The following is a 12,957-nucleotide window of genomic DNA, read 5'->3' as shown; positions in this document are numbered from 1 at the left end:
ATAGAAAATATTCTAAATATAGACAAGAAATCATTGCAAATAATTCACTTGCATCTGCAGCAATATTTTGTAACTCTGTTTTATATTCAAAATAAATAGCGATTATATTTATGCGCTTGGTATTTATCATCTTAATATCTGCCCTGCTTAGCTCTTTCGTGCGGGCTGAAATACCTGTTTCCAAAGAGCAGGCTGATCCGCTAAATCTGAACTGGCTTGATAAAACAGTATCCCCCGCCGATAATTTTTTTGCCTATGCTAATGGTACCTGGCAAAAGCAAAATCCAATTCCCCCTGAATATGCAGTCTGGGGTAGTTTTTATATCCTCCAGGAAACCGTTCAGGATCGTATTCATCAAATGCTGACTGGATTTGCCAATGACCGCAATCTCCCGCCTGGAAGTATTGAGCAAAAAATTGGAGACTTTTATTTTAGTGGCATGGATGAAACCAGCATTAACAAATCAGGGATCGAACCGCTTCAGGGTTTATTTAATTTAATAGACTCAATTCAAAACAACGAAGACTTGCAGAATGTCATCAGCAAACTACAACTCAAAGGTGTTGGCGCCTTATTCAATTTTGGCAGTATGCAGGATTTTAAAAATAGCGAGGAGATGATTGCTGCCGCCATGCAGGGGGGATTAGGACTTCCCGATCGGGATTACTACACCAAAACCGATAAGAAATCACAGGATATTCGTATCGCTTACGTGAACCATATCGCCAAAATGCTTGAATTGGCAGGAAGCGATGCCGCGAAGTCAGTCCAGGAAGCCAATGACATTATGAAGCTTGAAACCACTCTGGCCCAGGCTTCAATGACTCAAATCGAGCAGCGAAATCCCCGCGCCATTTATCATATGATGTCTATCACCGAACTGTCTAAACTCACACCTCAATTTTCCTGGCCAGCGTTTTTTAAACAGCAAGGACTTGAACACATCGACCATATTAATATGGCTATGCCTGTTTTTTTCAGGAAAATGAATGAGCTATTAACCACAGTACCACTCGAAACCTGGAAAATCTATTTGCGCTGGCATGTACTGGACGCTTTTGCACCCTATCTTTCCAAGCCTTTTGTTGAACAGAATTTTCACATGAATTCGATTTTAACAGGGACTGAGAAGTTATTACCCCGCTGGAAAAGAGTGGTCAATACAGAAAGTCAGGCATTAGGCTTTGCGATCGGGAAAATCTACGTAGAAAAGTATTTTCCACCTGCATCAAAGGAGCAGGTACTGGAAATTCTTTACAATATTAAACAGGCCTTAAGGGAGGATTTAAAAACCTTGAAGTGGATGACGCCAGCCACACGAAAGGCTGCGCTTAAGAAGCTGGAATTGATGAAAGAACGTGTAGGCTATCCTGATAAATGGTGGGATTACTCAACACTGCAGATTGACAGAGGCCCTTATGTATTGAATGTGATTCGCGCCAGTGAATTCCTGGTAAAACGCGACCTCGATAAAATCGGTAAACCTATCGATCGCAGCGAATGGAGCATGACGCCGCAAACTATTAATGCCTATTATGATCCATCCATGAACAATATTAACTTGCCTGCCGGCATTCTTCAGCCTCCCTTTTTCGATCCAAAGGCTCCAGCGGCAGTTAATTATGGAGCCATAGGTTTCGTCATTGGCCATGAAATAACCCATGGCTTTGATGATCAGGGTGCTCAATTTGACGGCCACGGTAATCTCAAAAACTGGTGGAGTGCGGAGGATTTGAAAAAATTTAACGCAGCTACGCAGTGCATCATGGAGCAATTTTCGCAATATAAAGTCGATGACTTGTCAGTGCAAGGGAAACTGGTCATGGGGGAGGCAACTGCAGATTTAGGCGGTTTGACGCTCGCCTACAAGGCCTTTAAAAACTCAAAAGAATATAAAACAGCACAAACTATCGATGGTTTTACACCCGACCAGCAATTTTTTCTGGGCACCGCTCATGTCTGGGCTTCCAATATTCGTATGGCACAATTGCGAAATCTTATCCTAACTGATCCGCATCCCCCAATGATTTATCGCGTCAATGGTACTTTAGCAAACATGCCTCAGTTTCAGGCCGCTTTTGGGATTAGTGACAATAGCCCAATGGTTAATCCGAAGCGCTGTGTTATTTGGTGAGATGGGCCCCGCGGTCGGCGCCGCGGGGATTCGAACGAAGGACAGCGGGGATTCGAACGAAGGACAGCGGGGATTCGAACCAAGGACAGCGGGGATTCGAACCAAGGGCCGCGGGGATTACTGAACTTATTGAACCCATAGCAGACGAATCCCCGCGGCAATGACCGCGGGGCTCATCTCTCCATCCACCGGGAATTCAGACTAGCCCCTCCCAGCATAAGCAGGATCATCGCTGCGAATAAACATTTGGGTATAATAAATCCACCCTCCCTGAATACGCGCAATCCCAATTCCTGTTAAATTATAATTGCCAAGAATGTTGGCCCGATGTCCTGGGCTCTCGGTCCAGCGCTTCGCTACTTCTCTTGCTGATATTTTCATATAGGCAATATTTTCAGCACCACCTCGGCATAATTTAATTTTTTTATACAACACGTCGATTCGTTTATTAAATCCCTGGTGTCCGAATGACATTTTTTTCTGCGCCATTTCAATGCTGTGCTGCTGCGCCTGCAATGAAATGAGGGGTACCAGTTTCAAAGGCGGACGATGATGCTGGGCACGATAATTATTGATAAATTCCAGAATAGTCTGTTGAATGGCTGCATCATTCTGAACGGTTTGCGAAGAGGCAGAAACAGATAATGAAAAAAGGAGGCTTAACATCGTTAGTATTTTCTTCATATACACTCATCATAATGATTAAAAATTGCCACGAGCCACAATATTCATCCAAAATGAACCATATGTCTACATTATTTAATCAATGCCCGTGTAAAACTTGCGCGCAAATAGAACCCCCGAGGTAGTGTACGGATCTTTATGCCTTCCGCGTCATAACCATCGCATAAGGAGCGCGCATTCGCCCCTTTAGGTCTCACCTGAAGGTACTCCCCCATCGAGGCATCAATCTCTTCCAGACGCCCGGTTCCAATCATTAAAGAATGCTCCAGCCAGTCTTCCGCCAAAATTCGTTCCTGCTCTTCACTCGGCGACCATAGGAAAGCGCTCCCGATTCGCCTTTGTTCGAAAGGAATTGCAGAGTCGCCTTCAACTGGCAACCATAATACACGCTTTAATTTTTGATAACACTGGGAATGCTGCCAGGTTTCCCGATGGATAGTGGTGAGTGAAATACTGGTTACGAAAGTGGACTCTGCCGGGTTACCCTGGGCATTAAGTGGAATGGTCTTTAGTTCAATGCCAAGGTGCTCAAAGTCGGGCACAGCCTTGGTGCCCGCTGTGGTACCCAATGCAATCTCAATAGCCATACCCGTCCAGCCCTTGCGTTGGCTCTGCTTTTGCGGAATGCTAAATCCTGTTAATTGGGCAAGCTGATTAAAGCTTAAGCCTGCAATCTCACTACACCGACTCAGTAGTTCGGTCTCGCTGCTTAACGCGTTGTTGCCTGACAAAAGGATCATAATCAGTTTCTTTTTCTTTTAACTCAACACTAATTGGCGGAATGGGTGGTTTGATACCGGCTTCCTTGAATTTTGCCATCACCGCAAACAATACTTTGGAGCGAATTTCAAAGCGGGTATGGAACTCAACATTTATAAAATAGCGCACTTCAAACTCAATTAATGCTTCGTCGATTTGCTTTAGAAAAACCTGGGCAGGCGGTTCAGGCACAATTTCGGGGATTGTCGCAAGCACATCAAAAATAAGCTGTTGAATTAGACCTGGATCATCCGCTCGGCTCACTTTGATAGGCACAACGGTGCGGATAATACTATCCTGATGGGTCCAGTTAGTGAATGGCTTATTAAATGTTTCTGCATTAGGGATCAATACTTCCATATTATCCCAGGAAGATACACGCATGGAACGAATGCCAATATGAGCCACTTTGCCTTCATAGCCGCCAAGGGTAATCAAATCCCCCTCCCTGACTGGCCTCTCAATGAGCAACATCAATCCGCCAACGATGTTACTGGCAAAATCTCTCAATCCAAATCCCATTCCAACTGCCAGACCGCCAATTACCATGGACATTCCGCTAAAATCAAGCCCCAATACTCTCAGGGAAATAAAACCTCCTGCCAGAATTACTGCATACTGAGTGAAAACTGACAGACTATTTCGAATTCCAGCATCCCTGGCATCCCGGTAAAGCCAACGATAACAGAATTCGCGTGTCCATTTTGAAATCCATGCACAAATTGAAAATAACACCAGGAACTCAAGAATGCTGGTCGCAGTAATTCGAATACCTGAAAGATTAACAATAGGATATTCGCTCCATTGGGAAATCTTGCTGATAACCAGAGAGTCTGAATGCCAGTCAAACAGCTGGAATAAAACAAACAGTGATCCAATTAACAGGGTCAGCCGAAATATTCGGTCGATTGGTTTTAGAAACACCTCAGTCCATAACCAACCATTATTTAAACTGGAAATCATCCATTCTGACAGCAGCTCCAGCGCATCGAATAATAACCCCCTAAGCAGCACATAGCCGGTAATGATCATCAGAATCTGCACCTGATAAACGCTCATTGTCCAGGCGAGATTTATATAGCCAATGAGTCCGAGTAATGCGGTGGTTAATACAGTAAAGGGAATCAAAACCTCGAGCAAGACAATTGCATGCCTGAGATATCGTCTTTTGGATTTCAGTAAAGGTTGAAGTAAATGCGAAATGAAATCCTTGCTTTTCCAGATCACCAAGGATACAGCCAGTAAAAACAGCATAAACAGACGGTTAAATATATCCTGGATTAAAATAGGAAGCGGCAATTGATGGCTGAACACCATAAGCGCAGTTGTCCAGCCGCCTGCCATTAACAGCCATTTAAAACGATAGTACAAACGCACATCTTTTCCAGAAGAGTCGCTGATTCGCTCTAGAAGCGAACGCCTTGCAATCAAAATCAGTGTTCGAAAAGTTAACCAGACCAGCATCAGATTAAACAGCATCTGGTAATTCGAAAATGGAACATAATTGGCATAGAGCAATACAAAAATAATCGAAGAAGCGGTTAAATGGGGTAGGTTTTTTTCGAATAAACTCAATGCACCATCATAAAGATGGCCTGACAAACGGGATCGCTTTTTATCATTCGTTCGATTAAGTACTCTGCCTAATGCAAATGCGCCTAACAAAATCGTGGTTATTCCCAACCAAATCAAAGTAGCAGGGAAGGTATCGAGCCAGAGATAATTGTCCCTGGCCTTAAACGCAAGAGATTTTGCATAGTTATAAAATTGTGTGGGTATGTGCACCAACTGATTAAAAATTTCTGGCCAACTATCAATACGGTATTCTGAGAGGCTTTGCCTTACAGCCAGTTGTTTTTTAAGTTCCTGCTGATGATTTTCAAGATCTTCCTGTAAAGTTTCTTCCTGGATTGTAATGCCTGCGATTCTAGTATTAACTACTCGTAGCAAGGCATTGAATTGCTGTTTTAAATTGGCATCGCTAATATGAGGCAATTCATTTTTCAGCATGACCACCATTTTTTTAAGCGATTGCTCCATCTCTGATAACTGACTAATCATGTTTTTATAAATTTCAGTTACAGTTTGCAAGGTTCGGATATCCGGGCTTTTCAGCAGTAGGAAGTCTGCTTTTGCCAACTTGCCTTGCAGGTTTAATTCAGCAATTTTGTGCTGGGTAAGGTTAATAACCTGGTTATTTAAAAGCAGTCGCGCTTCAAGCCCGTAAGTAGCCTTGAAATTACTGCTGCTTTTAATTTCCTGCTGCAGTTTTAAACTATTTTGAAAAAGCTTTTGCAGTGAATCATTCAGTTTATCCTCCTGTGTATGCAGGCTTGCAAGCTCCTCATTCATCTGTTCTTTGGATTTCCAAAGCTCTAGCTGGTCTTTCTGGGTTTGCAAAATTTCCTGATAGCGATGGGCCAGCTTGAGATTTTCGTTGATTAAATCAATTGTTTTTTTATTAATCTCATTGAGAGTATTGATTTTTTCAATTTTTTCCTGGGAACTGGTTTGTGGTAGTTGTGTGGAAGGAAACTGCTGTAGTTGTTTGAGGCGTTGGCTAAAATCGGCTTGAAGCTTTTTCTGATTGCTTAAAAAATTTTCCAGGCTGATTATTTTAGCTTTGTTTAATGCAATGATGGCATTATTTTCCTGGGAGCGTTTCTGGTACTCATCCTGACTGGATGGAGCCGGCAATGTTTTAATCTCACTGATTGCCAGTGTTAAACTATTTTTTTCCTGAGTTAAATACTCAATAAGTTGACTGCTGCCATTGCCGCTGGCAAATGAAAACGCTGAACAGCAGAGCAGAAAACCAATTATCAATAACCTTAGACTTTTTTTCACTTTATTCTTATCGATTAAGTCAATTTTCCTACAATAAATTGACAAATTAATTCAAAATTGTACCACATTGTTCTTAATGCAGGCAAATGCCTAATAGCCCGTCTTTGCGAACAGAGTGAAGCAATCCAGAAACTGTGCCTAAACAGAGCCCCGATCTGGATTGCTTCGCCATAGGCTCGCAATGACGGTTATCAAACAAATTCTACTTGGTCTTTGCCATTGGCGCCAATCTAATTCCCAGTTCCTTCAACTGCATTTCGTTAACCGGTGCAGGGGCATCAGTAAGCAGGCAGGAAGCTGATTGTGTTTTTGGAAATGCGATCACATCGCGAATGGATGTTGAATCAGTTAATAGCATCGCCAATCGGTCTATTCCCAAGGCAATACCGCCATGAGGAGGACAGCCAAATTGCAGCGCATCGAGTAAAAATCCGAATTTTTCCTTTGCTTCCTGCTCATCGATTCCCAATAACCTGAATACAGCCTGTTGGAATTCATATTGATGAATCCGTATTGAACCACCGCCAATTTCATAGCCATTGATCACAATATCATAAGCTTTAGCCAGTACTTGCTCCGGATTATTTTTCATCATCTCAATATCTAACTGCTGAGGCGAGGTAAAAGGATGATGCATGGATTGAAGGCGATTTTCTTTCTCGTCCATTTCAAACATTGGCCAGTCAGTAACCCATAATAACTGCCAGCCTGGTTGAACTAATTGACGATCATGGCCCAGACGCACCCTTAATGCGCCCATTGATTCATTGACGACCTTGTTCGAGCCAGCACCAAAAAAGACAACATCGCCTGTTTCGGCCTGCGCCCTATCTAAAATCGCTTCAACGATAGGCTCATTCAAAAATTTAAGAATGGGCGACTGCAGTCCTTCATAGCCGCGGCTGCGGTCATTCACTTTGATATAAGCCAGGCCTTTTGCACCATAAATTCCTACAAAATCAGCATACCCATCGAGTTCTTTACGGGTTAACTCACAACCACCTGGCAATTTTAAGGCAACTACACGTGATTTTGCATTTTCTGCTGCATCAGCAAACACCTTAAACTCACAGCCTTTAACCAAATCGTCGATATCAATTAATTCCAGTGGTATGCGTAAATCAGGTTTATCACTTCCAAAACGACGCATTGCTTCTGTAAAAGTCATCCGCGGCAATTTTTCAGGTAATTCATATTGCAATAAATCTTTGAATACCTTTTTCAACATCCCCTCAATCAGGTTCTGGATGCAGTTCTCATCGATAAACGACATCTCAATATCAAGCTGGGTAAATTCTGGTTGACGATCAGCACGCAAATCCTCATCCCTAAAGCAACGGACTATCTGGTAATAGCGATCGAAACCCGACATCATCAGCAGCTGTTTAAATAATTGCGGTGACTGGGGTAAGGCATAGAATTGGCCAGGATGGACGCGTGAAGGAACCAGATAGTCCCTCGCCCCTTCCGGTGTAGCCTTGGTAAGCATGGGGGTTTCAATATCGATAAAATTCTGCTCGTTTAAATAATCCCGAATTGCGCGATTCATTTTATGTCGCAGAATGAGATTTTGCTGCATATCCGGTCGGCGTAAATCAATATAGCGATAACGATAGCGGAGATCTTCATTGACAATCTGGAACTCGTCAGGAAGAAATGGCGGCGTTTCGGACTGGTTTAAAATTTGCAGTTCAGTTCCGACAATTTCAATTTTCCCCGTCAGCATTTTTTCGTTAATCATTCCTGCTGGACGGCTGCGGACAGTCCCTTTCAACTGCACCACATATTCATGCCGCAATTTTTCGGCGAACTGGAATACGGCGGAAAGCTCGGGCTCGTAAACCACCTGAACCAGACCGGAACGATCGCGCACATCAAGAAAGATCACTCCCCCATGATCGCGTCGATTATGAATCCAGCCACAAATTGCAACGGTTTCACCAATCATTGTTTCATTTACTTCAGTGCAATAATGCGATCGCATAAGGAGCCACCTATTCTTAAACTATTGTTTGATAAAGTCAGCGGTCGAAGACTGCATGACGCCGAGAGAAATGATATATTTTAATGCTTCATCTACACTCATTTGAAGCTCAATTACTTCATTTTTAGGAACCAGAACCAAAAATCCCGAGGTAGGGTTTGGTGTTGTTGGAATAAACAATGACAGCATATCTTGTTGGCAATGTTTCGTTAATTCCGCCGTTGTTGAGCCAGTTAAAAAAGCAAGGCTCCACAAACCCTTACGCGGATATTCGACCAGCATTACCTTGCGGAAAGCCTGGCTGTTGCTTGCAAAAATAGCCTGAATTATTTGCTTGGCAGCAGTATGCACTGTTCTAACAAGAGGGATCCGGGCGAGAACCGCTTCGCCCCAACTAACCAGCCGCTGTCCAAAAAAATTAGTTGCGATAATGCCAGTAACCATTAAAACCATCAGTGACAGAATGACACCCAGGCCAGGAATCCTCATGCCGATCAAAGTTTCCGGCTGATAGGCTTGAGGCAAAAGAGCGATGGTGCTGTCAAGCAGATCGATTAGAAATCGAAGTATTACCAGCGTTACGAGGATAGGCAACCAAACAACCAATCCTGCAAGAATAAAGCTGCGCAGGGATTTGGATTTCAATCAGATTCACCCTTGCCCTTCGTGCCTTCCGTAGTGGTTTCGGTTTTCCCGGAAGAGCCTTCTGATGAGGCCTCTTTCTTTTGAGCCGGTTTATTCTTATTCTTGAAATCAGTCACATACCAACCGCTTCCTTTTAATTGGAAACCCGCTGCCGAGACCAGTCTTACGGCAGTATTTTCAAAACATTGCGGGCATTGTTTGGTTGGTGCATCGCTTATTTTTTGCATCAAATCAAAATGATGATGGCAACTTGTGCATTCATACTCATAAATTGGCATCATACGCTCCAATCGGTGTATACATTAAGTTGAATTATGCTCATAGTAATCTATAAGCGCCAGTAATCACATTAATTATAACGGACTAAAGTCAAGACAGACAATCAGATTGTGCCTGTATTTTCGTCAATTATAAGCCCTTTCTGATAATCAGTGCGTCCAAGATAGGGCATCCGCAGGCGTTTTTTTAAGGTAGCGATATTTTTTTCAATTTCAAGCATATCCGGATTCAATACATTTGCAATCCATCCTGCAGACTTACATCGACTGGAGAATAATACACTATCCGTAAGCAAGGCATGATTAAGACATCCTAACTTCATACCAACTACAAGGATGACGGGTATATTCATCAAATGAATAAAATCTATCCAGGATTGCCGGTCATTTAAAGGAACCAGTAAGCCCCCTGCCCCCTCAATTAACACGTACTCGAATTGCTGATAGTCCTTTTTTCTGCAAAAATCAGCAATTTTTTCTGCGCTTAAATCAGCGGCTGCAAGATGCGGTGAAACGGGTTCTGCAAACTTCCATCCGTTAATCTCCATTTCAGAGATTGCATTATGTTGCTTTAGCTGTTCTAAATCGCTATAAAAGGCTCTGCCATCTTCGATTGTCAAACCGGTAACCACCGGCTTTAAGGCCTGTGCCGATTTAGTTTTCCTCTTGAGATAATCGAGTAGTTGGCAGGTAACATAGGTTTTACCACAATCGGTATCTGTTCCAGTGATGAAATAATATTTCATTGAATAAAGCGCTCCAATAACCCGATGAACTCCTCCTGTTGAGACAGGAACGGCATGTGGGCTGATTTTTTAAAGAGATAATAATCAAACTGCGGATAGGCGTCTTGCATTGCTTTTAAAACACTGGAAGGTGTAATTGAGTCAAGCCTGCCAAATAAATAAGCCACTGGGAACTGAGCTTCTCTCAGGGCTTCACGCAGATCCCATGTTGCCAAAATCTGTAGCCCCGCTTTTAAAGCACTGGAAGACGGTAGACTTTTTGGTACAAACTGTGTTTTACGGCGGGCCTGTAATTCGACAAAATCTTGCAGCGTTCTTTGAGGATTTATTTCGATATTTGCAAAAAACTTTTCTAATATGCCCGGCTCAACACCCGGCCATGTTCCTTTTTTTATGAAACAGGGAGAAGCCGCTATATTCAGTAAATGACTGCAGCGATCCGTTTCAAGCGCCAGCCGTGTCGCATACAATCCACCCAACGACCAACCAATCAAGGCAAACTCCTGAGGCAGATAACGAAGCAGGCATTTTTTGAAATCTTCCCAGCCCACTAAGCCTGAATTGCCAAAACCTGGTAAATCAACCAGATACAAATGATATTTTTCCTGCAGCAGCAGAGCGGTAGAATGCCAGACTTGCTGGTCAAATCCCCAGCCATGGAAAAAAACCAGGGGGCGGTTTAGGGAGTTACCCATTGTATTAATATTAATTTTCATAAATCTCATGCAGGGATGCAAATAAATAATCAATATCTTTCTGACAATGATTAGCGTTTAAAACAACACGCAACCCCGTTTCTCTTCGGGACACGGTAGGCTCGCGCATACACAGGCATATTATTTTTCTCTCCAGTAATTGAGTAGTATAATTGGCGGCTTGCTCGGGGCAACCTAACTGTAACTGCTGAATAGCAGTCGATGAGTCGCGCCAGCGCAAAGGGGACTTTTGAATTTTACCTTTAAAGTAAGTAATCAGTTGCTTTATATGCGTTCTTTTTTCATCCGCCCGCTCTAAAGCCTCAAGTGAATAAAGAAGACCATAGGCCAGAGCCGGGCTGATGGCAGTGGAATAAATAGTCGAGCGGCCTGACTGGAATAAAGCTTCAATCCATTCGCCTTGACCAATTACGATCGCGCCCTGGGCTCCCATAGCCTTTCCAAAAGGAATAATGCGTAAGGGGATTTCCTTTTGGCTCAAGCCATAAAAAGTTGTTGCACCGCGCCCTCTTTCCCCGAGGACGCCGAATGAATGTGCTTCATCAATAATGCATACATAATTGTGAGGGTGGGTATCTTTAGCCATCTGCCTTAAATCCGGCTGCTGACCGCTCATACTGAATATTCCTTCTGAGAGTACTACCCCGCCATTGTCTTGTTGCGCCAACTTTTTAAGCAAATCATTTCTGTCGTTATGCAGGAACCGTGTATATCTGGCAGCTGCCAGACTAATGCCGTCATAAAAGGAAGCATGTACGCATTTATCGATTATTACGTGAGTGTCCAGCTTTGCCAGCATGGATACAATCGCCAAATTGGCAGCGTAGCCTGAGCTGAATAATAAAGCGCCATCTACATCCATAAACTGACTGAATGCATCTTCAAGCATCTTATGGGCAGTATGATAGCCACAGACAGCCTGAGAAGCACCACTGCCGACAGGGTACTTTTCAAATGCCTTTTGAAAAGCCTGTTGCACTTGTTTGTCATCAGCCAGGCACAAGTAGTCATTCGAACTGAAATTGCAAAATCCTTTTCTCTCTGCCAGGATCCGGCTGCGATACAATCCCCTGGATTTAATGGAATCCAGATATCGATCTATCGTTTGCTTCATGCCAGACTGGTTTCCAGTCCTAACTTGTCAAACAAGGTTTTATCTTTCGCCCGTTGCGGATTTTCCTCTGTTAATAATTTATCACCAGCGAATACGGAGTTTGCACCGGCAAAATAGCACAGGGCCTGAAGCTCGTCGCTCATTGCCGTTCTTCCTGCAGTCAATCGAATCATACTGGCAGGCATTAATAGCCTGGCAGTTGCGATAGTACGTACCAACTCAATGCCTTCTGCAGGATTCGCTTTTGCCAGGGGGGTCCCCTCTACGGGAATCAGGCGGTTAATCGGCACACTCTCGGGAGGCACCTCCATGTTGGCAAGCGTCATCAGAAATTCTATGCGATCCTCTCTGGTCTCTCCCAGCCCGAGTATGCCGCCGCAGCAGACATTGATTCCGGCATTCCGTACATGCTCGAGTGTTTGTAAACGCTCATCAAAAGTACGCGTAGTGGCTACTTTGTTATAGTACGAGGGGGAAGTATCAATATTGTGATTGTAATAATCCAGCCCGGCTTCCTTGAGGAATACAGCTTGTTCCTCGTTCAACATGCCCAGGGTCATACAGGTTTCCAAACCGAGCCCTTTCACTTCTTCGATCATGGTTTTAAGCTTGGGAAGGGATTTATCTGGCGGACAGCGCCAGGCAGCCCCCATACAAAAACGTTTGGCACCACCCTCTTTAGCCTCCCTGGCAGCCTGCAGAACCTGTTCCAGATCCATTAGCTTTTCTTTCTCAACATGGGTTTTATAATGGCCGCTTTGCGAACAATAGCCGCAATCTTCAGGACAGGCCCCGGTCTTAATACTAAGCAATGTGGCGACTTGCAATCTGTTTGGAGAATGATGTTCACGATGGGTCTGATGTGCTGCAAATATCAGATCATTAAACGGTTGAGAATAGACAGCAGCTACTTGCTCAAGACTCCAGCCACCTTCGGGTCTGATCATTATTTAATACCTCATACTTAATTATTCTTGCCTCCGTCTTTGCGAGCCATGGCGAAGCATTCCAGAACGGCGCATATAGAACAACCAGACTGGATGCTTCAC

11 protein-coding genes are annotated in these 12,957 nt (G+C 43.7%); 1 reads left to right on the top strand and 10 read right to left on the bottom strand.

The annotated features are described in order from the left end of the window. Nucleotides 1-110: 110 nt before the first annotated feature. Nucleotides 111-2,135 carry a M13 family metallopeptidase gene (locus DYH42_RS06675; RefSeq protein ID WP_058524062.1) on the top strand — a complete coding sequence of 675 codons (2,025 nt, stop codon included), beginning with the start codon at nucleotides 111-113 and terminating at the stop codon, nucleotides 2,133-2,135. A gap of 201 nt (nucleotides 2,136-2,336) precedes the next feature. On the opposite strand, the gene DYH42_RS06670 is transcribed toward DYH42_RS06675, so the two are convergent. The 10 genes from DYH42_RS06670 to bioB form a co-directional block, all read right to left on the bottom strand. Beyond that, nucleotides 2,337-2,819 (bottom strand): CAP domain-containing protein, encoded by a 483-nt coding sequence (locus DYH42_RS06670; RefSeq protein ID WP_065232827.1) that lies wholly within the window; start codon nucleotides 2,817-2,819, stop codon nucleotides 2,337-2,339. A gap of 71 nt (nucleotides 2,820-2,890) precedes the next feature. After that, nucleotides 2,891-3,559 carry a DNA mismatch repair endonuclease MutH gene (gene mutH / locus DYH42_RS06665; protein WP_058524061.1) on the bottom strand — a complete coding sequence of 223 codons (669 nt, stop codon included), beginning with the start codon at nucleotides 3,557-3,559 and terminating at the stop codon, nucleotides 2,891-2,893. Continuing rightward, nucleotides 3,498-6,425, bottom strand: a complete 2,928-nt coding sequence (locus DYH42_RS06660) for a mechanosensitive ion channel domain-containing protein (RefSeq protein ID WP_115316990.1) — start codon at nucleotides 6,423-6,425, stop codon at nucleotides 3,498-3,500. The genes mutH and DYH42_RS06660 overlap by 62 nt, the downstream gene beginning before the upstream one ends. A gap of 202 nt (nucleotides 6,426-6,627) precedes the next feature. Further along, nucleotides 6,628-8,409 carry an aspartate--tRNA ligase gene (gene aspS, locus DYH42_RS06655; RefSeq protein WP_058524060.1) on the bottom strand — a complete coding sequence of 594 codons (1,782 nt, stop codon included), beginning with the start codon at nucleotides 8,407-8,409 and terminating at the stop codon, nucleotides 6,628-6,630. Nucleotides 8,410-8,430: 21 nt separating this feature from the next. Then, nucleotides 8,431-9,054, bottom strand: coding sequence for a DUF502 domain-containing protein (locus DYH42_RS06650; RefSeq protein WP_058524059.1), 624 nt, complete (start codon nucleotides 9,052-9,054; stop codon nucleotides 8,431-8,433). After that, nucleotides 9,051-9,332: an FmdB family zinc ribbon protein gene (locus tag DYH42_RS06645; RefSeq protein ID WP_058524058.1), complete on the bottom strand. Its 282-nt coding sequence runs from the start codon at nucleotides 9,330-9,332 to the stop codon at nucleotides 9,051-9,053. Before DYH42_RS06645 ends, DYH42_RS06650 begins: the two co-directional genes overlap by 4 nt. Nucleotides 9,333-9,436: 104 nt before the next feature. Then, nucleotides 9,437-10,078 carry a dethiobiotin synthase gene (gene bioD / locus DYH42_RS06640; RefSeq protein ID WP_058524057.1) on the bottom strand — a complete coding sequence of 214 codons (642 nt, stop codon included), beginning with the start codon at nucleotides 10,076-10,078 and terminating at the stop codon, nucleotides 9,437-9,439. Beyond that, on the bottom strand, nucleotides 10,075-10,794 hold the full coding sequence (locus DYH42_RS06635) for an alpha/beta fold hydrolase (RefSeq protein WP_058524056.1): 720 nt from the start codon (nucleotides 10,792-10,794) through the stop codon (nucleotides 10,075-10,077). The genes bioD and DYH42_RS06635 overlap by 4 nt, the downstream gene beginning before the upstream one ends. Further along, nucleotides 10,784-11,908, bottom strand: coding sequence for an aminotransferase class I/II-fold pyridoxal phosphate-dependent enzyme (locus DYH42_RS06630; RefSeq protein ID WP_058524055.1), 1,125 nt, complete (start codon nucleotides 11,906-11,908; stop codon nucleotides 10,784-10,786). The genes DYH42_RS06635 and DYH42_RS06630 overlap by 11 nt, the downstream gene beginning before the upstream one ends. After that, the gene (gene bioB / locus DYH42_RS06625; RefSeq protein ID WP_058524054.1) at nucleotides 11,905-12,855 is read right to left on the bottom strand and encodes a biotin synthase BioB; all 951 of its coding nucleotides are present in this window, start codon (nucleotides 12,853-12,855) and stop codon (nucleotides 11,905-11,907) included. Before bioB ends, DYH42_RS06630 begins: the two co-directional genes overlap by 4 nt. Between the last annotated feature and the right edge of the window lie 102 nt (nucleotides 12,856-12,957).

This window comes from Legionella birminghamensis, from assembly GCF_900452515.1.
Classification (GTDB): Bacteria; Pseudomonadota; Gammaproteobacteria; order Legionellales; family Legionellaceae; genus Legionella_C; species Legionella_C birminghamensis.
The sequence above is the reverse complement of the archived record's forward strand: the minus strand, read 5'-3'. Positions and strand labels throughout refer to the sequence as shown.